The following is a 25,077-nucleotide window of genomic DNA, read 5'->3' as shown; positions in this document are numbered from 1 at the left end:
CAACTCATTAATAATTTTTTAAAGGTATTTTTTCATTTACTCTTCTATCTGCCATAAATAAAACTCTATCTGCTTCTTTAAAATCAATATTTAGCATTGAACAAGCTTCTCTTAAATCCTGTAGATAGGTTAAATATAATTGAATTTGCTTTTCTATAAGTTTTTCATTCTGGTAGGTAGTAGTCTTTAATTCTTTCTCTGGATAAATAATTCTGAAAACCCTTTGATCAATGATTTGATAGACTTTAGGATTTCTAAATCTTAAAATGGTAGAGGCCATAGCCAATTGCACACCTTTGGTATTTAATAGTAGTTTGAGAATATGCTTCGTTTTTTCTAGGTCAATCTGTTCATCTTCAGGACTTATTGAATTCAGCGTTGTGATTAACTCCTCATCAAATTTCGCATATCTATTTACCTTCCATAACACAATTTCATTGAGTCGGTTTTGATCAAAATCACTCTTATCCGCATCTAATTTTTGGGTTAAATCATGTTGATAATTAAGTATATAATCTTTCTCTAAAAGTTCGAAATCTTTATCATAAATTGTTTTAGGTACTGTTTCTGACTTTTCAGCATGCTTGTTTTCCATTTTTGCATAGGTTTAAATTGTAATTATTCACACATTAAATTAGCTAATGGTGATAAAGAATTAATCTCATGTTATGTTAATATACTCTCAATTTTACTTTTCCATTTTATAAATCCATCTTTAATGGCTGAATAATCATGTTCTATCCGGATAAAGGGATCTTCCTCTGTACTTATATAGGCTGTCTTCCCATTTACCTTTATAAAATTCAAAATATTTTCTAATCTCTCTATTCGCATATTGAGAAGCTTTGGATCTTTTGAAACATGCCAAATATATGTTGCTTCTTTAGTATTAAGTGTTTCCCATATAAAATGGTAATGCTTTTCTCCCTCAATTAAAAAAATGAATGAGAAGGGTTTATGGATAAATCTCAGCTTTAGAATATGATGAGCATGCTTATTAGATAAAAACCTTAAATTTTTGTAATGCTTGGTATCTTGTATCTTCAATATATCTTCAAAAAAACTTGCATCGTTCTCATAGAAAGTATTTGATTTAAGCTTTTCATCTGTAAAAGTTTCAAAGAATTCATCCATAGTAAATAAATTCTTATCGACTTCAATGTTTAGCTTTTTCAAAGTTGTTTTTACATAATCAAACCTTACATTATCTATAATTTCTTTATCTATTTTTTCTATTTCAGGCGATTTTGAATCTATTGTAGTAACTTCATTGTTAGTAAGTTCAACAGTAGCAAATACTTGTATCTTTTTTGTTTTAAGGACATTAGAGAAATAATTTTTTACAGCATCATACTCCTCCCTGATATCATCATTTTGAATAGTAAAATCAAAGGGCTTAGGAAAATTGGCTAGCTTACAGCTAAATGTAACCCCACCGTGGATAAAATAAACTTCTTTTAATGGAATGAAAAAAGTATCAGTTATCGTTTCTTTATGTGGCTTAGGCTGTGGCGTGTTAAAACTGGAAGATACTTTTTCATATTGATTACTTTCAGGAGGATGGTGAGATATTGGAACTTTACCTAATAAAGTATTGATAAGTCCTTGAGTATCTATACCGCGAAATGTCACTTGTTCTATTTGGCTTAGTTTATTTGAAATTTCTATTTGGTTAGGCCCGAATTCTGTTTCGCCTACATAATAGGTTATGATTTTACCAACTATTTTCTTTTCATCTTCAAGATGCTTTAATACTTTAAACTTCCAATAAGCTGGAAGTTTGAAGCCTTTGCTAATTGCATAGTCAGACAAACCTAATTGTTCAAGTCTAAGTGGTTTATCTTTTACTAAAAATGCCTGTTTGTTATTAAACATTATAACAAGTTCTTCTCCAATCATTTTAAGTTATCAATATTTATGGCCTAGCCTTAAATATATGGGATTTCAACTTTAAAATCATAATCATAATTATCCAAAAATATCGCTTAATTTAGATTACTAGGCAATTCAATTATTGAGAATAACTTTAGAAATTACAACTCTCAGCTTATCTTTCAAGTCATAATTAATATCTAGCTCCTCTGCTTTATTACACATTTCTAAAAGTTTTGCAAAGTCGGTAATTTCATTATTTATAGATTTACTAAAAATATTCTTTAAATCATTTTTAATATCTTTAAATGAGCTATTTGGATGCTCAATTTTGTTTAAAATTCTTATCCTTAAATCATCGGGGTTCTTTATGTTTTTTACAATTGATAATTCGTTCAAGAATAAATTAGAATAATTATAAACATCCTCAATACATGAAAGAATTTCTAACGTCTTATTAACTCCGGTTGTGTGATTTATTGATACATTCTTTTTTGCAAGCTCTCCGTTCTCTGGATACAAATAAATACCAGTACCCTTAGTATGTAGCTTTATTATGTTTATAAAACTTAATGCTCCTTTCCCTAGATCATTTGTTGAAACACTTATAGCAGAACTTATTTTACCAAAGTCTCCTGCATCTTTAATTTCATTAGATGAAAGTATTAGCTCCATCTTAGATTCATTTAAAGCTGCAAATGAAATAGCATAATTATTTCCTGGGTTTTGTTTCATATAATTATGAAATAATAACATTGATGTAACAAAGGTGAAATCAACACCATATTCATTATAATTTCCAGATGTTATTCCTCTCACAAAGATTTCATCATTATGTTCCACTAATCTATAAGACCTGTGTTTATTAAACCCTTCCTTTTTTTTAGACTCCTTCTTAAAATAAGCAAGATTATAATTAGCTAAATCAACTAAATCATTATCAAAAAGCATATTAGCGTATTTGGTCATAGAAAAAGAATCAAAATAAGTCGATTTAGACTCATAGAGTGCAAATGCTTCTAACCCAGAAAGGATTTCGCCATTTTGATCAATGTACTCATCAAATCTAAACATTAACGGGTTAGACTCAGGAATTCCCTCTACCTGATAATTTCCATATTTAAAGCTAATTTGATTAGTTTCTGCTTGTATTTTAAAGTAATGATAATTCTTTTTTATACTTTGGATTTTATAAAAAACAGTATCTATATTTTTTATAGTAATACTCTCGTCTAAAATAGAATCTAATTTAAAAACGTTGAATATATTTTTTTCATAAGGATGTCCTTCAATTAAATTGCATAATTGTTTTATAGAAATAAAGCCCAAACTCTCTTTCACGTTAAGCTCTAGTCTTCGTTGGATAAAGCGCTCATTCATAATAATATGATCTCCTTTCTTATTTTTTTATATATACTTTTAGCCTTGAAACTTTTAAATCTCTATTAAGAATTTTAAAAATTTAAATGCGTGATTTTTCACTACCCATTTAGTGATACTTGATGAAAAACAATATTTTATCTACCTGAATATTCAGTGGTCATTTCTGGTCACCTGGCTTGTGCTTATGTGGTTTTAAGTCAGGATGTTTGGGCTTAGTTTCTGGCGTTACTCTCCTTCTTTTATCAGGAGTTCCATCTTCCTTTTTAGGCTTTGGACCTGGTTTAATTGCTAAAATTGCTGCACTCATAGTTTTATAGATTTTAGATAATGTTTTTGATGGATGAATATAAATTCATATTATTTTATTATTTGAACATCTAGAAAAATGTACCAATTGAACTTATTTTATTGTAGTAACCTCAATTTTTTCCCTCTGCCATTTTAGCAAATAATTCTAGCTTCCTATTTTGTAATTCCATTTGATGTTTGATGGTTCTCTCATAATCATTTTCCTTTTCATTTGACTTACTAATAAGTACAAGCATTTCTAAACCTAGTAAAAAGAAAAACCAGATAAGCCAGACAACTAATGCCACACCAGAATCACTAATTAGACTGTGCATTACTTTTAGCTCATCTAAGAATCCTACTTTGGAACTTATCTCTTTTTCTAGTTGAGGCCTTATATTGAGTAAGGTATTTTGCTTTGTTTCTTTTTGTTTGATAAAGGTTTTAATGCTTTCGTTTATAGGTTCAATTTGAGATATTTTTGGATTTGGTACATTTTGACTTGTTGTCACTGGTACTGGTATAGTTTTTTCATCTACAATCGGTTTCCCTGTTATCTCATCGGTTTTAGTGATTTTTATATTTCTCATTCGAGATTCTGTAGCATAAGTAGTTATTGTAGGGCTTTTAGTAACTTCATTTATCAATTCTTTTTTTTCTTCTTCTTTTTTCTTTATGGTTGTTTCTAAATCATTAATTAGTTTATTAATTTCCTTAGTTTTAGATTCAAGTTCTGAATCAACCCTTTCTCTGATAAACTTTCTTTTTTCTAATTCTATATCATCTTTGAAAATTATTTGATCGATGATGATAGCCCCAATAATAGCCATCATCAAAGCAATAATCCCACGAAAAATATAAAGCCATCTAGTTGGATTGATAGATAAAATAATTTGTCTTTCTATTTGAACAATAATGGTAACGAAAACAATTGCCCCAAATAAAGAACCTAAAATATCACCATGTAAGTATCTACTGGTAAAAGTATAACCGATAAAAGACCATAGCATACAAATAATAACAATAGCTGACGTATATTTTTTTACAGCTTTTGCAGAGACCTCACTAGAATTTCTAACAATACCATAGTTGTAACCTGTCATGAAACAACCGAATTTTAACCACCAATTTTTCATATCTTCTGTTTAAAAGTTTCTTTTCATAATAGAATGGTGCGATATTGCTGCTAAACCATTTCTAAAACCTCTGGTATAGCTAATAATCACACCTTGCCCTAAACCTTTGTTGTTTTTTGCATCTTCTTCTATTTCTAAAATTTGTTGGATGTGACTTACTGCTGTATCTTTTTTAACAGTGAGTTCTTCAACTGTATCTATCATCCCACTTCTAGTTCTGCTTTCTATATGAAAGTTAATTTCTCTAATAAAATCCTCATAGAAAGTTTTTATTCTCTTGATGGTTCTTTCAAGATCATTTTTTAACGCTTCTATGTTTTGTTGTAAATGCGTTGTATCAGGATTTATCAGCGCATCATCATAACCTTTAGATTCATGATTTCTTTCTAAAAACTGAAATAATAAAGTAATACCGTTTTCTACTGAATTTGATGTTACTGTTTCTTCTGTGTAATTAGCTTGTGGTTTTTCCTTTTCAATAAAGATGTTTTCTGGTATTTCAGGTAAAACTGTTTGTGGTGTTTCAGGTGTCATTGCTTCTTTGTTTACTTGTGCACCGTTTTTTCGGTTAAAAAAACTAAATAATCCCATTTTTAATTATTAAATATTGATAGTAGGTACTTTAAATTTACTATGGCCTCTCCTGTGGCAACTCTCGCATAAGGTAATTAGAAGATGTTTAGGGTATTCCCAAGGGAGCTTAAACTTATTCTCTCTTACTATGAAATGATATTGTCTATGATGTACTTGTAAAGCGCTTTTACTATAGCAAACTATACAACTTTTATCTCTTGCCAGTATCTCTTCCCTTATAGCTTTCCATTCTGGTCTAAATAATAAAGCTCCATAAGTTCCATGAGCCGGAATCTCTACCATTTGTGATTCAAGATGGCTTGATTTTAATTCATCTTCAGCTTTTATAAAACGTCTGTAAGGAGTCTTACTTTTAAAGCTTATATGTCTGTATTTACTTTGGGTTGGATCGTTCATAATAAAAGATTAAGATACTCTAATGACTAAAAATCAGTTGTTTAATAATTAGAAACAGCAGTCTCTAACTCCTTACTATAATTGTAAATATCATCTAAGCTTTCTAAATCATACTTCGTTTCTACTCTACCTTCACCAAATATTCCTATTGTTTTTTTGCTTAAACTATTGAAGTATAATCTACATATAGGCTTTCTATTATTGTCGTCTAACAAAATCCCGAAATAAGATTGTACATCACGAGCAACGATACGTTTTGCATCTACTTTTTGGCGTAGTATAGCCCTTACAATATGGTAACCTTCTAATTCTTCTTCTGTAGTTACAACTGTTTGGTCATTAGCTGCCATTACTGGCTCGTTTGTTACCTGTGTTTCTATTTGGTTGCTATTAGCTTCTTCTTTCCCCAATGCCGTTTTAAGTCGGTTAGTAATAGCATCATTAAGTACTTGATGCGAAGAGCGTTTCACCAATTCTGTAAATTGGGCAAGTATTTTCTCTGTGAGCTTTCCTTGATAAACCTGGCTGGCAAAATGTTTTACAAACACAGGGCTAGGTTCTTTAAGTTCAGAAGTAATCAAGGCTTTTAACTCATTTGTGAATTTTAAATCGGAAGCAGTATTAGAAATATTTTCTACATCAAAATACGATTTATGGAACTTCTTTAATTCTTCTATCTGAGCGTCTTTAATATCTGCTATATTAAATTCAAAAAATGGTTTATCATCCATTTTATTAGCATCCACTAAATCTGTATAAAAGCGATATTGTAGTCCATTGGTTAATAAACTAAACTTAGCTTTACAAACATGGAAATACCTAAACAATTGGGAGTTATGTGGGTCTAATTTTTCTAAATGGTGCTTACATTCTATGATGATAATAGGCTCACCATCTTTCATGATGGCATAATCTACCTTTTCGCCTTTTTTAATTCCTATATCTGCAATAAATTCTGGATTTACTTCAAAAGGGTCAAAAACATCGTAACCTAATAATTTTATAAAAGGCATGATGAGTGCGTTTTTGGTTGCCTCCTCTGTTTGAATTTGAGGTATCATTTTTTCAGTCCGTAGCCCAAACTGCTTAACTTCATCTTTAAAGTCCATGTTATTTCTTTTAGTATTTGTTAATTAAGATTGAATTTTCTGAGTAGTTAGGTAGAAAATTGAGGGTAATAATATTGCGACAACGGTTATTAGGCTTGGTGTAATGATAGTGTAGAAATATTTCATAGTATAAAGTGTAGGGTAATAATAAAAATTATTTTCTTAATTATAAAATCAGGTTGTTTTTTAGTTAGGAGAATTTACCATTATTATCATAAAAGCTAAGTTTTTTGAACAACCTTTTGAACAAAATTAAGGTATTTAAAGAATGACTTTTTACGGGAAACCGTAAACTGACTTAATTAAAAAAATAAAAAATACGATTTGATTAAACGTTAGGTATAATTAAGATTAACCTATTGCTTATTATTCTTTCTCCATTTATATAGTAAAAAAAGAATTCCTAAAGAAGCTACACCATACCATAGATAAGTTGAAGGTCTATTGAAAAAAGAGTTATTTTTTGGAGTATTAAACTTCTTACTTATTGAGGAATTACAAACGCCACAAGAGCCGCCGGATACGTTACAATGTTTACAGTAATTGCAAGTGGTACAAGCGCTACAATTTGAGGAGCCTGTACATCTGCCTGAGAATGCTTTTTCTGGAATGATGATACATAGAAGAATTAAAAAAATAGCAAAGTATATTTTGAGAACTAGATGTATTGAATTAGGATATATCATATGAGGAATTATTTCATCATATACATGAATTATTTTCTAGTAAATATTTTATAGTGATGCTTTTGCAACATAATCTAATTTAATAAGCTCTATCTGATATTCAAGAAATGCTAAATTAAATTCTTCAGTTTGTTCATAATTACTAAACAAATAACGTTCATTAAGCCCGGTTTCTGTGCGTAACTCTATATCACCATAACGCACAATAGGTATTTGGTAATTAGCCTTAAATCTTTTATCTGGAGTACCATTTTTATTTACTTTAAACCAAGTTTGGTCTATCACTCTGGTATCAGAAGGAACGTTTTCTGTTTCTATAAATCTGGTTGCTAAAAAGTTAATTTGTAGCTCATTATAAGAAACAATTGCAAAATGTTCACGATTATTCCAAACTACCATAAAATTAGGGTAGAAATATAAATCGGCACCATTAGCATTATCCCAAATCATTGCAGGTGTTTGAGACTTAATTTCTGGAAGATGTCCTGTTTTAAAAGATACTGATTTTCTCATTACGCTAGCTGAGGCTGCAGAACGGGTAGTGAATTGGTCATTAGCATATTCAGAAGTGATATCCCAAATATTTTTACAGTTAGATAATTTATTAAAAGAATCGTATAGTCTAGAATATTGAGTCTGCATCTCCTCGTCAAATTCAAAATCTAATTGAACTGTCGTATTCTCTGCCTGTTGTTTAATTTGCTCGATAGCTTGTTTTTGTAAGATAATATCTTGTTTCAAGGCTTTTGTTTTCTCTCTTATTAAGAAACCGTAGAGCAGACAGTAACTCCAGAAAAGTTTAGATTCATTCTTTTGAAGCTCCAACTGAACCGTCTTTAAATCATCCCATAATTCTTGACGTTGGGTATGAGCGGATAGTATTGTATCCTTAATACCTTGCATATCTTGTGAGGTAATTTCCTCTGCATCCAGACTGAAAATATTATCGTTCTGGTCTCTAAACTTTATCTTAGATTCTTCATATTCAACAACATGAGATGAAGGTAATCTCTCTTCTAATTCCTCAGGTTGTTGTGAATTTTCTAATGACAGCCTTTGTCTATTGTATAAACCAGTCCCAGGAATACTAGTATTGAGGTAAGTTCCTTGTTTTCCAATATTAATACTTGCGCCTTTTACACCAATAGTAGTACTTATACCATTCTTACCAATATTAAGGTATATACCTGGTATTACTTTAATTCTTTTTCTAAAACTCCATGCCATAAATTACTTATTACAGGTAAACTTGTTTTATTCTCATTAAGCAGATGATAGGCTATCTCTTTACTTTTTATTGTTGTTCCAGTTTTTAAAAGCATTCTTTTTTCACCAGAAACAGTATAGACATTAAAGTAAGGATTGCAATTCTTCATTCGGAATTTTAATGCAATAAATACCTTTAAAATCCCCTCTTTTATATTCCATAGTTTGATATTTACTTATAAATAATTTTATTAAATATATTTAAATGAAGTGTAATAGCAAGTTATCCATTTAGGTTGTATGACAAGCTTTAGAACATATACGGCAGCCATTAGATTGTGTATAAGTCTTTTTCGCTTCTTTTACAGCATCGGCACAGTTACTAAATGAGCCTAGAAATTTTTTAACATAAGGCAAGTAGATACAATCTTCTTTGTGTACTTCATGATCTCCGTTGGGTTGGGCTTGGTGGTTAACATAATAAAGGCTCATCTTATAAAATTTGGATTACGGGTTTAAATTTTTCTTTCCATCATCGTATCAAAAGTAGTATTGCTAGTCCTGCTGTTTTTACGGGAAACCGTAAAGAAGAAATTATTTTTGATAGAAGTAGAAAGGAAAACAATCACAATAATCTTGCTTGTTACACTGAAAATAATCGAAATATCATCTGATATATGATGCAGAAAAGACTTCGACTCCGCTCCTGACACGAAATGATTGGGGATAAATTTTTATCTAAAAACGGAGTTATATGATGCCCAGATCTTTACAAAAGGCAATCAATTGCTCGTTTTTAGAACAGCCCAGGGTTTCTCTCATGAGGTTAAGGCGTTTTTCTACACTGCTTAGCCCTGCTGGTTTGTATCCATTCTTTTCCAGATAATAGGGAATATCTTTTTGGAGCATGCCTTGAGAAAGTTGGGTAAGCAGGATGATATCATATTCGCTAAACTCATAAGTGTTTTGAGTTTTAACTGCTTGCTTTAATGCAAAAGGCATGTACTTGTTTCCTTTACTTAGGGCTTCTAGTGCTTTCTTTAGTTCCTCAACATCTCTACGGGCTTTACGTACATAGGCATCAATATCCAGATCTTGAAAAAGCTGATGGATAATTGACACCTTACTTTCTACGGAGAATACCAACACTTTGATATGAGGTTGTATCTTCCTAATTTCAGCAATCAAATCTACCCCATTTTGTATGTTTTGCTTGCGATGGTCTTCCTCAAAGGATAAATCAGTAATTAATAATTCGTAAGGTTCATGTGTTAAAAAGGCTTTTTGAGCTCTTTGAAGGGCATCATCGCAGTAATAGGTATAATCGCATAGTGCAATCCCTGCATCTTCAAGCGTTTTCCTTACAGAAACATTAGAACTTTCGTGGTCTTCGGCTATGAGTACTTTATGAAACATATTTTTCTTTTAAGTAGCGGGAAAAAGGATAAGGATTTTGAGCCCTCCTTCTGCACCTTTTGCAAAAGTAATATCACCACCTATCTGATGGATACGGTTTCCCGTATTGTGCAACCCATTTCCAAATTTTTTTTCTTCGGGTATACCTATACCATTATCTGTATAGTGAATTTTTAAGTATTTCTCTTCTGTTTGCTCAAACCGGAGTGCTACTTGGCTAGCTTGGCTATGTTTTTTCATGTTAACCATCAGCTCTTGAAGTACCTGTTTTAGCTCGTACTTATCTGAAACTTTAACCCTATTCCAGAATTCTGGTGTATTTCCTATGATAATTACTTTGGTTTGAGTAGAGGCAAAAGAATTAAGAAGTGTAGCGATAACGATTTCAAAGCCTTGAGCACTATCAGTAACATCATCATAAGATATATCTCTAGACTGTTCATAAAGCATTTCCATTTGATCCAGAATTTTATCTTGTTCTGTTTGTACACCATTTTCTATTTCAGACATTAAGCGGTATAAACCATTGGCAACCACATCATGTACTTTTTTTGATGTTTTTAATTGGTTTTCACGTATCGCATTTTTTGCTTCCAGTTCTAAACGTTCTTTCCTCTTTTTCTGCCAGATGAGGGTAATGACGCTTCCAGTAATCATCAAGAAAATTAAAAGAGCAATCCAACTATTACGCTTTGTTTTTTCTCTTTGCAGGATAAGATTGTCTGCCTTGTGTTTCTCTGTTTCGTAACGGATAAGCGCAAACTGATTTTTTGCTGTACTTCTAGCTGTTTGCAAGCTATCGTTTAGGTTTTGATAGAGATTGAAATAAGTTTTGGCTTCTTCTGGAGGACTTAACTTGATTAAATGCTGAATGGCAAGCAAACGGTCATCTGCACTATTCATCTCATGGGCTGTTTGATAACTTAACTTGGCATAGTATAGTGCCGAATCAACTTGTTTCTGTATATGATATTGCGTAAGTTGTATATAGCTAGCGTTTTGCCCACTGATATTTTTTTCCTGCTTTCTTATGCTTAAAGCATGGTGAAGTTCTGGCAAAGCAAAATAAGTAGGATTTTGTTCCCATTTGGTAAATGCGGAATTTGAAATAACCCTTGATAAGTTTAAAGGTCTGGTTTCTTGCTTTAAAATCTCTTGGTATAGTGCTAAAGCTTCTGCATATTTCTTTTGTTTTCTATAGACATTGGCGATGTTATTTTTCACCACTCTTATAGCATCGCTATCGGCTGTAAAGCTTAAAGTTTCTTGATAAAATGCTATGGCCTTATCATACTCTTTGAGGTTAAAGGAAGTGATGCCTAGATTATTAAAGTTAGATCTGATGTAAGGATGGTGCTCTTCATTTTTAAAATCAAGGTAAGGAATAGCATTTAAGGCTAGTTCTCTGGCTCCAAAGTTATCTCCTTGCTCGGTAGCAATCATCCCCATATTGATGAGGCAAGAGCCTGCTTGAAGACTATCTTTGCTTAGCAGAAATTGTTCTTTCGCCTTATTGAAATAGGAAAAAGCAAGTTTTGCTTTACCAGAATCTAAAAAAATGAAAGCGGTATCTAAAAGCTGATATCCAGCAGAATTTTTCTTGTTTTTTTGCTCAGGAGTATGGCATCCTTCAAAAATAAAGAAAGCAACAAGTAATAAATAGAAAATTTTCAAGTCTAATTTTTATCCTAATTTAGAAATAAAAGAAATAATTTCTATTTGCGATGAAGAGTAAATTAGATTTAAGGAAGTAGTACATAAAAAAGGAGGCCTAAGTCTAGCTTAAACCTCCTGATAATTATTTAACCTTTTGGTCTTGGCGTTGGTAATTGTCCATTCTCACCTCCTGAACTATTTGTTGTTGTGATGATAACTTCGTTGTCTGGAGTATTATTCTCTGTGTTATCAGCAGGAGCTACCAATCCTAATAAGATAGCAATTAAAAATTGAATCATTTTCTTAAAAATTTAATGTGAATACCTGTGCTAGCCCACCAAACCGTATTGGTGGATTAAAGCATTTTTTAAGAGGCGCCTCTTAAATTTTTGGGAAGTGTTAAGATTCAATAGCGGGAGCAGGTGCTTGCTTCCCAGGTCAATAACTTACTACCGCTATTTCCTCTTTTTAAAAGGCAGTTATTCTTGTTAAAAGAATTGACCACCGATATCGAAAGCAAAGGTGCAATAGCGTAAGAAGCTTGTTATCAAATGATTCCGATAATTCCGGTTGTTACGTAGCAATTCCGGAAAACCGTAAAAGATTCCGTAAATTCCACCGTAATTTTATCCAAGATTCTTATTAACATGTTTTCAGAATACAAGAAGCAGGTCATTAAACTTTATGAAGAAAAGCTTGAGGCTATGGCATTGCCGCTGAATTTGCAAAATCCTACTCCGGCTAGATTAAAAGATGAATGTCTTGCTGTTATTGCGAAAAGATTTAAAAAAGGTGATGAAAAGGTTTTAAGAGATTTCTTTGGGGATTGTGTAGATGTAGAAGGTTATATAAGATATATCCGTAGCATGGATGTAGATAGGTTTAGACCCCTGATTAACCATTTAAATAAAAAAACTGAAAATACAGATGAGAAAAATATCGAACTATTGGCATGGTTGATAGATTTTTCTCCACGTCCTTATATTTTTAAGTTAGATACTTTAAAAAAAGAAGAAGATTTTATAGGTCATAAAGAAGTTGAGAAACCGGCAGCGGTTGAAATTTCACCCGAATTAGAAAAGGAATCCTCAAAAGAGGTTGATAAGAAATTAAATCATATAACGGTTACTAAAAAATCTATGAATGCCCTATTTTGGCATAAATCATGGAAAAAACTAGCTATTTCTGCCATATCCATATTCATCCTCCTGTTCTCATTTAAAAGCTTAGATTTTTTTAAAGAGAAGGATTGTATGTATTGGGATGGCGTAAATTACAAGTCTATTTCTTGCGACCAGAAACTACCTAATATTCAGGTTATAGCTTTAGATACTTTTAAATTGAAGCATTTCAAAAAAATAACCAAACCAGATACACTTACTGAAAACTGTATCCGTAAGATGTGGTATTCTAAGATAGATAAGGAAGTAGAATTTTTTACAATTGGAGGGATGCATCCAGAGTATCCAGAAAAGGCATTAAAACCTATTAGTGAATATATTTTTAGTAAATATATTAAAGTAAAAGCTCCCCCTACTCCCTCTAAATGATAAAAATATCTTATCCATTATTTTAGAATAATAAGTTTTTGGTTTAAGTAATTGTAATTTTAAAAGAAAAGTTAGGTAACCAACCCCACCCCAGCTAAACCGGGGCGGCAGCGATACCCCACAGGACATTTGGAGCTTTTGCGGAAAATGGACGAGGAGTAAAGCAGAGCACCGGACTGGCGGAAGATAGTAGTATAAACTTTGCTTTTCTAAAAAAATATTTAATTAAGGATTGTTTATATCTGCTATAACCACAGATTAAAACCTGTGACTATGATGATAACAAACCCAACGATACGATTGTGAAAGCATGATAGGCACCTGTTGCGAGTGGACGAAAGATTACTCATCCTTCAATCAATAAAAAAAGATTGCTTCTTCGTTCCTCATCGCAATGGCAGGGAAAAATTCAAAAGTAGTAACACGGAACTGGCAACAGACAACCAACAACCACAAACTGATTCATTTAAAAAGCTAGGAAAACTAGTAAATTCTAGTAAAAACTTTTTTTTGTACGTAATTTACACGTACATTTGTATTTGTGTTTAGAATTATATTAATTCTCGTAATCAAGAAAATAATAAAACACTAAATAAAGCTATCAATAAGTCAAGAAATAAGATAATACTTAATAAAAACAAAGAATATGGCAACTTTAGTTAATGACAGAATTGATGTTCGAATTAGCAAGGAACAGAAAGAGTTGATTAAGTTTGCGAGCGAATTGAAAGGGTTTAAAAATCTCTCTGAATTTGTTGTTTTTTGCATAAATAATGAAGCGAATAAGATAATCATTGAGAACAACCAAATTTTAAAAAGCATAGAAGATAAAAAGATTTTTTTAAATGCGCTGTTAAATCCACCAAAACCAAATCATAAACTTAAACAAGCTCAATTAAATTATCTAAAATTTATTGAATCTAATGGAGCTTAGAATAGTACACCTTGAAAAAAAACATGATAAATCTAAATTCACTTGTGGATATGAACTTTTAGACAATTACATAAGGAAACAGGCCAGGCAAGATGTAAATCGTGATTTATCAGCTTGTTTTGTGCTAGTAGATAATCATGATACAGTAAAAGGATATTATACATTATCTGCAAATTCAATTAAAAGAGAAGAATTTTTAGATGACTTGGCGAAAAAACTTCCACCAAGTTATACCGAACTTCCAACTATTCTTTTAGGACGATTGGCAATTGACGAATCGATTAAAGGAAATGGTTATGGGGAAAAAATTTTATTAGATGCTTTAAACCGTAGTTTAGCTATATCGGAGAGTATGGATTCAATTGCTGTTGTGGTTGATCCAATTGATGAAAAAGCACAAAATTTTTATTTACAATACGGATTTATTTTACTTCCAACTTCAGGTAAAATGTTTTTACCAATGAAAACTATAAAAGAAATGTAACTTCTGCCTGTTGCTGGCAACCATCTAATTGAGTCTAAAAGTTTGTTTTCTTTTTGTAGTGATAAAGACATCAATACTTCTTTCTAAATCTTGTCCAACATTGACGGGTTTATATCTAATAACCATGTTTATTTTTTCAATAACAGAAGGTTCAAACCTTACATCAGAAGTATCTTTTAATGGTTCCTCATCTACCATAAATTTTACCGGAACGGTGTCATTACCATTAAGCTTTGAATATAAATCAGCAAGGCTAACAAAGGCAATCTTTTTCTTTCGGGTTATGAGAGTTACTCCTCTCGGGTTATGTAAGCTTTCTCGGTTTTCTATAAACATTCTTACTTCCTCAATATTATTTAAGTCTAAATATGTTTTGCTTAGTATGGTTTCCACACTATCAACATAAATTTTATCTGGAGTTGCATAAAATGTTTCTGAAACTTTAATCTTGGTGGAACTAGAATTATTTCTCGCCTGTCCGAGTAAAGGCAGATACAAGATTGATAAAAACATGAATACTAAATGTTTCATTTCAAGCAGATTAGGATAGGCTGTTTTACACAAAAGTTATTAACGTTTATTTGTCGGCTATGGATAGCTAAAGCAATATTAGAAGCTATTGGCCTAAAATACTAAGCAAATTACACTTATTTAATTTGCTGTATTTCATTAAGTTTACTGATTAGTTTTTCCTTCTCATTACTTTCATTTGTCTTAAATCGTAAGATAGGAAAATTATATTTTTCTAAAATTTTATCTTTCATTTGGTCTCTTACAGCTTGTTTAGTTCCACCTTTATGAAATTCAAAACCATCAACTTCAATAGCTAAAACAGGAACTTTACCAAGTTTATTGTAAATCAAGAAATCTAAATGTGTAAGAGGATGAGAGGCATATTTTGCCTCTTCTTCATCAAGTCTTGATAAATTCCTAATCAGAAGTCTCATTGGGAAATGTAAAATAACATCATATTTAGAAAACTTTTCATCTGATAAAACTTGTTTTATTAGCCCAAACATTAAATTCTCGCTATCAAAAGATGATACTTTGTTTGATTTACTAAGAATTTTCTCTTTTTCTTGTTCATAGCCTTTATATAACAAATCAAAAATAGAGTTTAACTCACTTTGAATAACTGAGAAGTTATTATATTCTATATATTGAATTAAATCAGCAATGTTACTATCCTTCTGATTTTCATTTCCATTTACTACTAAAATAAGTTGTTCAACAGCTCTGGAAACAGCTACATTTAAGCGATTAGGATGATCTGTAAAATCAGAAATTTCATTGTCAACCGTAGAGAGAATAATAACATCATTTTCTCTTCCTTGAAACTTGTCTACCGTATCTGCCTTTATTGAAGTTCCTTTAAATGTTTTTTGTAAAGCATTTGTTTGATTACGATATGGTGTTACAATACCTAAATCAATATCTTCAAGTTGTTCATTAGGAATAATTTCTTCCTTGATAACATCAATCTGACGTTGATTCATACGTTCTCTCGCATGATTTCCTTGTGAGGTTTTATAAACAATTAGTGGTGAACGCTTTTCGGTGTACTCCGTAAGGATAAGAAGCTCATTATTATAGAATTTCTTATTACAAAACTCTATAATTTTTGGATGACAGCGATAATGTTCTCTTAATAGTGTTTTTGGAATATTTGGAAACAACATTAAAATAGAAGATAACAAACTCTGACTAGCGTAATGATAAGCCTTTTTAAGGTTGTATGCATTAAAAACTTGATTCGTTTTTATTTGCATATCTGTATCTACAACATTAGGCAATTGTTTAGTATCACCAACAATAATAGCTTGTTTTGCACAAGATAAAGCAAGAGCTCCTGTAGCTAAATCAACCTGCGAAGACTCATCAATAATCACATAGTCGTAAGAAAGCTTTTCTGATAAACTTTGTCTTAACGAATAAGTTGTACTCATGATAACTGGATAATCCTTAATAAAATCTTCTGACTTACGACGAAGCTCTAATACTGTATAAGGTTCTCTCGTTTGGTGATGGTATCTTTTATATAGGGCTGATTTAAATAGCTGCATACACATCCCTGTGTAAATTTTCATTTTGTTATCAAACGAAAAGTTTTCCAACGAATGTTCTATAGATGCTATATTTTCTTTCAGTTCTTTTATTTTAGTTGAATAATAAGCTGATTGAATCATGAAAATCATTTCTTCAAATGAATTTTCATAAAATGATTTATCTTTAATACCATATTTAAAACGATAAATCCATCTTCTGATCAATCCTATCTTTTTCTGATTTTTTACTAGTATTTCAATAGAAATCCAAAATCTTAGAATATCTAAAGCAGAAATATTTCTTTTTAAAGCTACAGTTTTAGCTATTTTATCTTTATAGCGCTCTATAAAGTACTGATACTCTGTCTCAATATGATCAAGTTCTAATTTCAGTAATGCTAATTCATTTTTCTTTTCGAGATTTTCAGAGAGTTCTTGAACAAGAGCTGTAGTTCTGGTTTTTATTTCAGTCTTATCCTCATCGGTGAGATTAAAATTAGATAAGTCGGGGATTTCCTTTTGCGAGTCTATAAACTCTTTTTTGTTTTGAGAACTCCCAAGAAGTGCTGCTATAAATTCTATACCATTCTTTTCAAGTTTTTCATAAACATTTTTAGTTGCCGAATTATTACTTGATACCACCGCAACAGTTTTACCATTTAATACAGCATTTGCTATAATGTTCAGGATAGTTTGAGTTTTCCCTGTCCCAGGAGGGCCTTCGATAACGCTTAACTTATTAGAAAAAGCAGTCTCTAATGCTTTTTTCTGACTTAGATTAAAACCAAAAGGGAAAAAATTCGGATTCGTAAGAGGAATATCCCCTTCGGGTAGATAACCATTTAAAAAATTTGATAACACACAATTTTCAGTAATTTCTGTAATGCTATCATAGCTTTTTGAAAGTATATTGTTACCCTCTTCTGTTTTTAAGCCTACCGTATTAGCTATTTCTTTTAAATAGTTAAATACACTAAAAGCTTCATCACCAGTTACTGCAGTCCTAATAATTTTCGCCCTATCTCTACTATAAGCAAACTCTTTTGAACTACCTTTGAAAACTATAATACACTTATCGCCACGGTATGAGTACTGAGCAATACGATTTGTTTCATCTCTTTCATCTATGTATATCAGTTCTCTTTTGATTGACATTTTAGATATTATTGCTTTTAAGAGATGGTAATTTAAAGTTTATTTTTAAAATCTCTTTAGTTCTGTATTTTGTATTATCTGATAGCCAAAGAAACCTCTTTCCAACTTGAGAACTATATATTTGAAATCAGTTTAAGAAAACGGCTTTACGTACATAACTATTCTCACATCTCACTAAAGTAATTAAATGACTAATGAATTAACATGAACTCCCACCAACTACTTTTATATAAATTAGCTTTTAGCAGAATTTTTTTTTATTTCATTCTTTCAATTTCTTGATAAGTATAATTCTTGTATTCAATACCAAATCTTTTCGCATTTTCTTCTACAGTAGTTTCAAATCCTGCTTTTTTTCTTCGATTGTTAACTTTCTCAGCATTTTTAATCGGTAAAACATAGATAACTTGTTCCTTTTTACCTGTTTGTTTATTGATGATAAATTTCCCTTCTAGTTGGGTTCCATAAATTTGCGGTTTCTTCTCCTCTATTAATTTTCTGTCAAGCATCATGGCGACGTCCGTAAAAGGGATTTCTTTGTTTTTTCCTGCTTTTTCAATCAAAGAGTAATATTTTTTAATGTTTGGTGAATGTTGTATTACGAGAAATGCTGCGGTATTAGTAGGTTGCCCTACCAATGATTTACCTGGATAACCATATTTTGAAATTATTTTTTCAACCTTAACTAAATTAAGACTGTCTGTTGCAGTTATTATTGCCAATATATGATGGTCTAAAAATTCCTTTGAATAGCCCGTTCGTTTTGCAATTTCTTGTTTTCTTAGTTCGTTAGTCTGAACGTCGATATATTCTCTGAATATTTGGTCTCTTATTAAAATACTATCAAGTTCATTTTTTAAGTCTTGATTAATTGTATTCTGTAATTTACAACCAAATGAAATTAAGCTGATGATTATTGTAAATATTGTTTTGTTCATCTAAGAAGTGTTATTAGTAAAATCTCTACTAAATTATTGCATAGTCTTACTCCCCTAACACACATAATATTGATTGTATTAAAGAATTTCTATTTGTTTTTACCACAAAGAAATCACTCTTAAAGTATCTAAGTAAACTTCTAAATTCACAGATATTTTTACAAGTTAGAGTTTAACCCTAAGTAAGTAAATGTTTACGGAAAGTCAAAACTAGAAATAATTCATAAAGGCTAATAAGACTGTAAATCTAGAGCAAAATATCAAGCTTCGACTCCGCTCCTTTAGTATGACAGTAATTATGGTCTTATAAAATCATCATCTTGAAGAGAATAAGCAATCCATCATTCAAAATCAATCCTTCAATCAATAAAAAAAGATTGCTTATTCGTTCCTCATCGCGATGACGGGGAAATCAATCATTCAATCCATCAAAAATCAATAAACATTATCTACTAAACGGTAACCACACAGACATTTCTGCTACATGGCCCCTATTGCCCCAAGCGTAATAAGGAATCAATTTTACTTTTACTTGCTCTGTTTGGGTATTTACTTTTTGGTATAATTGGTTTGTCCAGTTTTGTGCTTTTACCAAGTTAACATCGGCTTCTAAAGCCATCATTTTGCTATTTGCAAATTGTAAAGGGACAGCTTTAAACTGGGTATTTGCTGGTATATCGAGGTTAAAAATACTGCTACCTTGTGGCATATCTACAGACTCGGCACAGTAAACCACCGGACCACGTTTTACCGCAATTTGGTTTCTGTTTTCTTCTACCAAAGGGTTGGCTGCTATCATTTCTGCTTCCATAGGGATGCTTAAACTTATCACATCTCCCTTCTTCCATTTTCTATGAATCTCAGCATAAGTACCAGGAGTAACAGCTGTTTCAAGGGCTTTACCATTCACCATAACACTAGCTTTTGAGGCCCAGCCCGGTATCCTTAAAAAGAAAGAAAATGGGTTCTTACTGCTTTCTTTGATGGTGAATGTAACATCGCCATTCCAAGGGTAGGCTGTTTCTTGTGTTACTGATAAAGAAGAACCATCTTTTAAAGCTGTTTTTAATTCATTAGCACCGTATAAATTTATCCAGACGCCTTTATCAGAAAGGCTATAAGCGTAATTGCTTACTTCTGCAAGGGTACGTACCGTGTTAGGCGGACAACAATTAGACAGCGAAATATACTCTACCCTATCTTTAGACCAACGTTGTTTAAAAGGCAAGGCATCGCTATAGCTTAAAGGATTGGTGTACAAAAATCTTTTCCCATCTAAACTAATACCCGATAATACACTGTTATACAAGGCTAATTCTATCACATCGACATATTTAGCTTCTCCGCTGAGCTGTAGCATACGGTAATTCCATAGCACATTGCCAATATTGGCACAGGTTTCATTATGCGCTGTAAAATTTGGCAATTGGTAATCTCGGCCATAAGCCTGATGTATTTTTTGCACCTCTGTAGGATTATAAGAAGTACCATCTGGCGATACGCCATCATACAAAGACCCGCAACCACCTGTAATGTACATTTTATGCTGCGTAACATCATCCCACATCTTATCTAATTGCTTCCATAGGGTTTCATCGCCTGTTTCAGCATAAACATCGGCAACGCCAGCATATAAATAATTGGCTCTAACCGCATGCCCCATCACCTTTTTTTGCTCTCTAAACGGAATTCTGTCTTGGTTATCATCAGTACCATCATCTATCTTCCCTTTAATGTCTATTAAGTGTTTGGCTAGCTCTAAATATCTTTTATCGCCAAGGGTACGGTACATTTCTATCACACCCATGTAATGCGATGGGCAAATGGCATTTCGGGCTAAAGTTGGCGATGCTTTTTGATAAAAATTGTACAAATAATCTGTGGCTTTAACGGCTACATTTAGCAAAGAACGCTTTCCGGTAGCCCGGTAATGGATGCAAGCGGCTGTCATTAAATGACCAATATTATAAGCCTCGAAACTTAAACGGTCTTGAAACTGATCTCGAATACCCGTGTTACGCTCCTCTATCATGGCTTTAGTATAGATATAACCATCCTCTCGCTGAGATTTGGCAATAGTGGCTATCGCCTCATCCATCATGTTGTTTAACTTTTCATCTTTTGTGGATGCGTATAAACTAGCTACAGCTTCTAAGGTTTTATAGAAATCACCATCATGAAAAGACGGACCTTTATGATTTCCTTTAGCCAAACCAGCCGCTATTTCAAAATTTCTGTAAGCATGGCTGATGTCTGCACTGGTATAAACTTTCCATAGCTGGGGCACCATATTTTCTTTACATACCTGGAAACGCTCTGCCCAAAAACCGCTTGTCCAGTTTACAGCACCCATGTCTACGCTTTTTAGCTTAGCATAAGGACTAGCAGCTGTATTTACCATAGCTTTTGTTTGTGCATAGCTATTATTTAAAGCTAAAAATCCAGCTAATAAGCTGATATAAAATCTCTTATTCATTATTCTATTACTTTTAACAGAGCAACATTTCCTAATAAACCGGCTTTATTTAAGGCTTTGCCTGCTAGCCTAAAAGGAGCTGTTGTTTTGGTGATTCTTTGATCTTCCGGCAGCAGTTGGTCGCCTATTAAACGGTTTGCCCAAGTATTGCTAACCTCTATTTCTAATTGATTTTGGCCTTTCTTTAAAGCCTTACTGATGTTTATGCGATAAGGAGCTGTCCATACAATACCGCAGTTTATACCATTTACTTTTACGCTGGCCATGTTGGCTACTTCGCCTAAATCAAGCCATATTTGCTCGTTTTTAGAAGCTTTATGAGTGAAGTTTTTGCTATAAGTTGCCGTACCAGAATAGTATTTAATTTGCGGGTTGTTATGCTTGCTCCAATCTTGTAAGCTATCTAGAAGGATGGTTTCGGTTGGCCCGCCATGACTTTCATTAAACTTTAGTTTCCAAGTTGTTGAAATATCTTTTAGCTTTTGATATTGGATATAATTAAAGCCTATGTTGACTTCCTTTGCAGCTAATGGCTCTTCAAAAATGACAAATAAAGATCCGTTTGCCGGGAGTTTTAAAGAGATATGGGTATAGCCATCTTTAACTTGATATTGCTTTAGTGGGATGTTGGTATCGCTAACGGCATCGTATAAACGAGCTTGTTTATCGCTTACGCGGAAAGCAAAACTTAAATCTCTTTCTGCATCTAACTGGTTAGCAACAAAATAAATATCTTTTGTTTCGGTTTTACGATGATTCCAAGCTACTGCATGAGCTTCTTTTCCATCAGTATCTTTCACCAAAACATCTTGAGCTGTACCTAAAAAACTAAAATCTTGAGGTAAAAATGGCGCTTTAATTAATTTCCCTTTACCCAAGTTTTTGTATTCGTAATAGCTTCCGCCGATTTTAACATTTTCAAAAGTGCCTCCCCAAATACGCTCTAACAAGCTATTAAACAGCTTTTCATCAGCTTTTAAACCTGTTCTAAATTTGGGCTTATCGCCGATGATACATATCGCACCAGCATTGACCAATGCTAGAATTTTAGCTAATGAGCTTTCAGCATAATATTGATTGGGGTTTAACTGATGTTTTAATGGCAACACCAAAATACGATAGGCCGCACCGCTAGCAAATACAACTTTACCCTCTTTAAAACTAGCCGTTTGCAAGACATCAGCATTGAAAGAATCATAAGCATAGCCTCTTAAAGGGTTAACCCAATTTTCTGGCTGCGCCATATTTGCCGATGTGGTTACACCTGCTATCCTTTGTGTAGGTAAAGCTTTATTCGCCATTCTTTGTACCTCAGCAGCTACCCTTTCTGCACCAAAAATACCCGGTAAGGTATTTACCAAACGGTCTGGCAATAGGGCTCTTGAGGGGAATTCATCTCCTACAAAAACGGCAATATCAGCCATGGGTTTACCTTGTTGTAGTAAATTCTGGCAACGTTCTGCATAAGCTACCCATGCTTTGCCTGGCTCCCACCATGTTTGGTCTCTTTGGAAGTATAAACCCACGCCATCTAAAGTCATACCTGGTTTTCTATCTAGCCAAGGGTTATGTACATAAACATGGTAAACCAGTTTATTTACTCCTGAAGCATAATTTCTGTCTTGTAGGGTTTTTAAATTACCGGGATGCTCGTCCCACTCCATCCTTACCGTTGTAAAAGCTTCTGCTTGGATGATGTTTTTACCATAAATATGGGCCCCAGAAATAGCATCTAGCATATCATTAGGTTTATCATGAGAAGGACTTTTTGCCCAAAACTCGCCCATGGGTACATCAACCGTCCCGAAATGCTTTAAACCATCGCCTAGCATTACTGGCGCTGTAGTCTCGGCAGTAAATATAGCGCCATGTTGCTGTGCTAAATTCTTAAGGGTGATGAAGAAATTGTCATGCATCAGCTCTGCTATGGTTTTGCGCATATCGTACAAAAACTGCTCTGCTTTTATGCTACCCGCTATAGGGAAACCCGCTAATGTGGGTAAAAATAAAGTTGGGTCGTACCCTCTCCTTTTTTGAAACTCGGCCATAAACACCGGCGACCAATTTTGGCTACCACACTCCCAGCTATCCACATGGAAAACACCCAAAACTTGTTTGGCTAAATCGGCGCCAGCCACACGTAAAGCTTCGCCATACCATTTATCAAACTGAAGTTTTACAGCTTCGGGATTAAATTTATCTACCTCTAAGCCCTTTCCTGCTCCGGCGGTTTCATTTTTATGTCCGGTAGAGGTATGTCCTATACGGATGATGGTCCACTCGGTATGCGTTTTTGGTGCTGCCCATTTTAAATTTCCTTTATCGTTTAGCTTATCGCTGATGTTGATGATGGATGAAATGGGTATAGCTAAATCATCAGAAATATTTTTACTATGCTCGCCCACTCGCCAAATCAAACCACTTTTACCTTCAAACTGATTGATTTTTGGTAGGGATGAAAGCTCGATACCGTTAATTTTTAAGCTTTGTTTCCATTTGGCAGCATCTAAATCTTCGGCTCCGGGTTCTGTACCTTCTGGATTATAAACAAACCTGAAATATTTTGCGCTTACAGGTGGTATTTCATGCGTTACAGGGGCATCCCAATCTAGCCAGCCTGTTCGTGGTGCTTGTAAACGACCTAAGCTTTTGAAGTTTTGACCATCATCACTTACCTCCACCAATAATCGGTTAGATTGATGGTTGAAATTGTTAACACTGATTTTAATAGAGCGGCAAAGAAAGGGTTTGTCAAAAGTGTACTGAATCCAACAAGGTTCATTACTGGTGAAGTTCTTTTTATGTCCGCTTTCTGTTAAAAAAGAGGCGTCTTGCCCATTGCTAGTACTTACTATGGGTTTTATTTCTTGTGTAGTTTGTGTTTTACCACCCGGTGTTGGGAAGGCTAAAACTGCAATATCTTGATAATAGTTCTGGTAAGTTTCTGGTTGTTTTAAAGCAGCATGAAACAAAGTGCCGCCTTTTAAAGTACTGGTAATAAATACCACTTTTTGCATAGATAGCTGAGGTGTTATCCAAGGGCCACCAGCCGTAGCAAAGCCATCATTAGGTAAAAGAGCTATTTTAATATCAAAACTTTTGGCTTCTTCTATAGCGAATTTGAAGATATCCCACCAAGCTGGTGTTAAGGTTTCTATCACCGGCTCATACAAAGGCGGATTGGTTTTACCTTTTATAGGTGCGATATAAGCGCCTGTTATACCTGCCTCTTTCATGGCTTTTAAATCAGCCGTTATACCTTCTTTAGAGAAAGATGCATGCATCCAATACCAAAACACCCAAGGTTTAGCTTCGTGGTTTATTTTCTGAATATGAGGAGCTAATGTTTGCGCCTTTACAGGCAGGAAAGAACTGAAACACAAAAATAAAAAGGCAATAAAATAAGCATGATATGCTTTAAATGTCATGTTTTCTTTCTTTATTATGGATGATTTACCCGTATGATGATAAAATTTGATTATCAAAAAGGTTCATATCTCAAAAATAAGCTAGAAAAACGCGTTTATCGTGTAAGATATTTTCTTTGTTTTATAGGATGTTAGCTTTGTAAATGAAATTGGTTTGAGCGTATGGATTTATTGCTTTTATTGTGGATTTTTTTTGGTAGATTTTTCGCTTAAGGCTTTCTTACCCTAGTCGGGTAGCGGCTTCTTTCTTTTCTTGTAATTGCTTTTTCGCACAAGGCTTTCCGGCCTCATAGGCGGCCAACCCTAGGCACTTTTTTCTTGAAAA

General features: G+C 33.0%; 22 protein-coding genes. 3 read left to right on the top strand and 19 right to left on the bottom strand.

Features of this window, described 5'->3' with window-relative positions:
- Positions 1 to 7 precede the first annotated feature (7 nt).
- The 14 genes from B2745_RS14045 to B2745_RS13980 all read right to left on the bottom strand — a co-directional run bounded on the left by B2745_RS14045 (position 8) and on the right by B2745_RS13980 (position 12,041).
- Positions 8 to 595, bottom strand: coding sequence for a hypothetical protein (locus B2745_RS14045; RefSeq protein ID WP_304067902.1), 588 nt, complete (start codon positions 593 to 595; stop codon positions 8 to 10).
- Positions 596 to 666: 71 nt separating this feature from the next.
- Positions 667 to 1,899 carry a hypothetical protein gene (locus B2745_RS14040; protein ID WP_304067899.1) on the bottom strand — a complete coding sequence of 411 codons (1,233 nt, stop codon included), beginning with the start codon at positions 1,897 to 1,899 and terminating at the stop codon, positions 667 to 669.
- Between the two features lie 108 nt (positions 1,900 to 2,007).
- Positions 2,008 to 3,252 (bottom strand): hypothetical protein, encoded by a 1,245-nt coding sequence (locus B2745_RS14035; RefSeq protein ID WP_304067897.1) that lies wholly within the window; start codon positions 3,250 to 3,252, stop codon positions 2,008 to 2,010.
- 160 nt (positions 3,253 to 3,412) lie between these two features.
- Positions 3,413 to 3,562, bottom strand: coding sequence for a hypothetical protein (locus tag B2745_RS14030; RefSeq protein WP_304067894.1), 150 nt, complete (start codon positions 3,560 to 3,562; stop codon positions 3,413 to 3,415).
- A 112-nt stretch (positions 3,563 to 3,674) separates the two neighbouring features.
- On the bottom strand, positions 3,675 to 4,679 hold the full coding sequence (locus B2745_RS14025) for a DUF4407 domain-containing protein (protein ID WP_304067891.1): 1,005 nt from the start codon (positions 4,677 to 4,679) through the stop codon (positions 3,675 to 3,677).
- 9 nt (positions 4,680 to 4,688) lie between these two features.
- Entirely contained in the window at positions 4,689 to 5,270 is a 582-nt protein-coding gene (locus B2745_RS14020) for a hypothetical protein (RefSeq protein ID WP_304067888.1), read from the bottom strand.
- Between the two features lie 9 nt (positions 5,271 to 5,279).
- A complete protein-coding gene (locus B2745_RS14015) occupies positions 5,280 to 5,669 on the bottom strand; it encodes an HNH endonuclease (RefSeq protein ID WP_304067885.1) in 390 nt (129 codons plus the stop codon).
- Positions 5,670 to 5,710: 41 nt separating this feature from the next.
- On the bottom strand, positions 5,711 to 6,778 hold the full coding sequence (locus B2745_RS14010) for a type I restriction endonuclease (protein ID WP_304067882.1): 1,068 nt from the start codon (positions 6,776 to 6,778) through the stop codon (positions 5,711 to 5,713).
- Between the two features lie 734 nt (positions 6,779 to 7,512).
- The gene (locus tag B2745_RS14005; protein WP_304067880.1) at positions 7,513 to 8,691 is read right to left on the bottom strand and encodes a DUF4236 domain-containing protein; all 1,179 of its coding nucleotides are present in this window, start codon (positions 8,689 to 8,691) and stop codon (positions 7,513 to 7,515) included.
- Positions 8,658 to 8,840, bottom strand: coding sequence for a hypothetical protein (locus B2745_RS14000; protein ID WP_304067877.1), 183 nt, complete (start codon positions 8,838 to 8,840; stop codon positions 8,658 to 8,660). The genes B2745_RS14005 and B2745_RS14000 overlap by 34 nt, the downstream gene beginning before the upstream one ends.
- 121 nt (positions 8,841 to 8,961) lie before the next feature.
- Positions 8,962 to 9,162 (bottom strand): hypothetical protein, encoded by a 201-nt coding sequence (locus tag B2745_RS13995; RefSeq protein ID WP_026902435.1) that lies wholly within the window; start codon positions 9,160 to 9,162, stop codon positions 8,962 to 8,964.
- 258 nt (positions 9,163 to 9,420) lie between these two features.
- On the bottom strand, positions 9,421 to 10,086 hold the full coding sequence (locus tag B2745_RS13990) for a response regulator (RefSeq protein ID WP_304067874.1): 666 nt from the start codon (positions 10,084 to 10,086) through the stop codon (positions 9,421 to 9,423).
- Positions 10,087 to 10,095: 9 nt separating this feature from the next.
- Positions 10,096 to 11,760: a tetratricopeptide repeat-containing sensor histidine kinase gene (locus B2745_RS13985; protein ID WP_304067871.1), complete on the bottom strand. Its 1,665-nt coding sequence runs from the start codon at positions 11,758 to 11,760 to the stop codon at positions 10,096 to 10,098.
- 128 nt (positions 11,761 to 11,888) lie between these two features.
- Positions 11,889 to 12,041: a hypothetical protein gene (locus B2745_RS13980; protein ID WP_304067868.1), complete on the bottom strand. Its 153-nt coding sequence runs from the start codon at positions 12,039 to 12,041 to the stop codon at positions 11,889 to 11,891.
- Between the two features lie 348 nt (positions 12,042 to 12,389).
- On the opposite strand from B2745_RS13980, the gene B2745_RS13975 reads away from it, so the two are divergent.
- The 3 genes from B2745_RS13975 to B2745_RS13965 all read left to right on the top strand — a co-directional run bounded on the left by B2745_RS13975 (position 12,390) and on the right by B2745_RS13965 (position 14,710).
- The gene (locus tag B2745_RS13975) at positions 12,390 to 13,292 is read left to right on the top strand and encodes a hypothetical protein (RefSeq protein WP_304067865.1); all 903 of its coding nucleotides are present in this window, start codon (positions 12,390 to 12,392) and stop codon (positions 13,290 to 13,292) included.
- 646 nt (positions 13,293 to 13,938) lie between these two features.
- Positions 13,939 to 14,226, top strand: a complete 288-nt coding sequence (locus B2745_RS13970) for a DUF1778 domain-containing protein (RefSeq protein ID WP_304067863.1) — start codon at positions 13,939 to 13,941, stop codon at positions 14,224 to 14,226.
- A complete protein-coding gene (locus B2745_RS13965) occupies positions 14,216 to 14,710 on the top strand; it encodes a GNAT family N-acetyltransferase (RefSeq protein WP_304067861.1) in 495 nt (164 codons plus the stop codon). Before B2745_RS13970 ends, B2745_RS13965 begins: the two co-directional genes overlap by 11 nt.
- 24 nt (positions 14,711 to 14,734) lie before the next feature.
- Here B2745_RS13965 and B2745_RS13960 read toward each other — a convergent pair whose 3' ends face one another.
- From B2745_RS13960 to B2745_RS13940, 5 genes are all read right to left on the bottom strand, one after another.
- Positions 14,735 to 15,241 (bottom strand): hypothetical protein, encoded by a 507-nt coding sequence (locus B2745_RS13960; RefSeq protein WP_304067858.1) that lies wholly within the window; start codon positions 15,239 to 15,241, stop codon positions 14,735 to 14,737.
- A gap of 116 nt (positions 15,242 to 15,357) precedes the next feature.
- On the bottom strand, positions 15,358 to 17,910 hold the full coding sequence (locus B2745_RS13955) for an AAA domain-containing protein (protein WP_304067855.1): 2,553 nt from the start codon (positions 17,908 to 17,910) through the stop codon (positions 15,358 to 15,360).
- 257 nt (positions 17,911 to 18,167) lie between these two features.
- Positions 18,168 to 18,848: a DUF6624 domain-containing protein gene (locus tag B2745_RS13950; protein ID WP_304067852.1), complete on the bottom strand. Its 681-nt coding sequence runs from the start codon at positions 18,846 to 18,848 to the stop codon at positions 18,168 to 18,170.
- 445 nt (positions 18,849 to 19,293) lie between these two features.
- Positions 19,294 to 21,324, bottom strand: coding sequence for an aceric acid hydrolase (locus B2745_RS13945; RefSeq protein ID WP_304067849.1), 2,031 nt, complete (start codon positions 21,322 to 21,324; stop codon positions 19,294 to 19,296).
- Positions 21,324 to 24,752: a glycosyl hydrolase gene (locus B2745_RS13940; RefSeq protein WP_304067846.1), complete on the bottom strand. Its 3,429-nt coding sequence runs from the start codon at positions 24,750 to 24,752 to the stop codon at positions 21,324 to 21,326. The genes B2745_RS13945 and B2745_RS13940 overlap by 1 nt, the downstream gene beginning before the upstream one ends.
- Positions 24,753 to 25,077: the final 325 nt, after the last annotated feature.

The sequence above is a fragment of the Pedobacter glucosidilyticus genome (assembly GCF_002483235.1).
Classification (GTDB): Bacteria; Bacteroidota; Bacteroidia; order Sphingobacteriales; family Sphingobacteriaceae; genus Pseudopedobacter; species Pseudopedobacter glucosidilyticum_B.
Note: the sequence above shows the minus strand (reverse complement) of the source record. Positions and strands in the feature narration are given on the sequence as shown.

What these genes read in the sequence shown, in the direction of transcription:
- B2745_RS14045 (WP_304067902.1), bottom strand. Translation starts at nt 595, where the DNA reads ATGGAAAACAAGCATGCTGAAAAGTCAGAAACAGTACCTAAAACAATT.
- B2745_RS14040 (WP_304067899.1), bottom strand. Translation starts at nt 1,899, where the DNA reads ATGATTGGAGAAGAACTTGTTATAATGTTTAATAACAAACAGGCATTT.
- B2745_RS14035 (WP_304067897.1), bottom strand. Translation starts at nt 3,252, where the DNA reads ATGAATGAGCGCTTTATCCAACGAAGACTAGAGCTTAACGTGAAAGAG.
- B2745_RS14030 (WP_304067894.1), bottom strand. Translation starts at nt 3,562, where the DNA reads ATGAGTGCAGCAATTTTAGCAATTAAACCAGGTCCAAAGCCTAAAAAG.
- B2745_RS14025 (WP_304067891.1), bottom strand. Translation starts at nt 4,679, where the DNA reads ATGAAAAATTGGTGGTTAAAATTCGGTTGTTTCATGACAGGTTACAAC.
- B2745_RS14020 (WP_304067888.1), bottom strand. Translation starts at nt 5,270, where the DNA reads ATGGGATTATTTAGTTTTTTTAACCGAAAAAACGGTGCACAAGTAAAC.
- B2745_RS14015 (WP_304067885.1), bottom strand. Translation starts at nt 5,669, where the DNA reads ATGAACGATCCAACCCAAAGTAAATACAGACATATAAGCTTTAAAAGT.
- B2745_RS14010 (WP_304067882.1), bottom strand. Translation starts at nt 6,778, where the DNA reads ATGGACTTTAAAGATGAAGTTAAGCAGTTTGGGCTACGGACTGAAAAA.
- B2745_RS14005 (WP_304067880.1), bottom strand. Translation starts at nt 8,691, where the DNA reads ATGGCATGGAGTTTTAGAAAAAGAATTAAAGTAATACCAGGTATATAC.
- B2745_RS14000 (WP_304067877.1), bottom strand. Translation starts at nt 8,840, where the DNA reads ATGAAGAATTGCAATCCTTACTTTAATGTCTATACTGTTTCTGGTGAA.
- B2745_RS13995 (WP_026902435.1), bottom strand. Translation starts at nt 9,162, where the DNA reads ATGAGCCTTTATTATGTTAACCACCAAGCCCAACCCAACGGAGATCAT.
- B2745_RS13990 (WP_304067874.1), bottom strand. Translation starts at nt 10,086, where the DNA reads ATGTTTCATAAAGTACTCATAGCCGAAGACCACGAAAGTTCTAATGTT.
- B2745_RS13980 (WP_304067868.1), bottom strand. Translation starts at nt 12,041, where the DNA reads ATGATTCAATTTTTAATTGCTATCTTATTAGGATTGGTAGCTCCTGCT.
- B2745_RS13975 (WP_304067865.1), top strand. Translation starts at nt 12,390, where the DNA reads ATGTTTTCAGAATACAAGAAGCAGGTCATTAAACTTTATGAAGAAAAG.
- B2745_RS13970 (WP_304067863.1), top strand. Translation starts at nt 13,939, where the DNA reads ATGGCAACTTTAGTTAATGACAGAATTGATGTTCGAATTAGCAAGGAA.
- B2745_RS13965 (WP_304067861.1), top strand. Translation starts at nt 14,216, where the DNA reads ATGGAGCTTAGAATAGTACACCTTGAAAAAAAACATGATAAATCTAAA.
- B2745_RS13960 (WP_304067858.1), bottom strand. Translation starts at nt 15,241, where the DNA reads ATGAAACATTTAGTATTCATGTTTTTATCAATCTTGTATCTGCCTTTA.
- B2745_RS13955 (WP_304067855.1), bottom strand. Translation starts at nt 17,910, where the DNA reads ATGTCAATCAAAAGAGAACTGATATACATAGATGAAAGAGATGAAACA.
- B2745_RS13950 (WP_304067852.1), bottom strand. Translation starts at nt 18,848, where the DNA reads ATGAACAAAACAATATTTACAATAATCATCAGCTTAATTTCATTTGGT.
- B2745_RS13945 (WP_304067849.1), bottom strand. Translation starts at nt 21,324, where the DNA reads ATGAATAAGAGATTTTATATCAGCTTATTAGCTGGATTTTTAGCTTTA.
- B2745_RS13940 (WP_304067846.1), bottom strand. Translation starts at nt 24,752, where the DNA reads ATGACATTTAAAGCATATCATGCTTATTTTATTGCCTTTTTATTTTTG.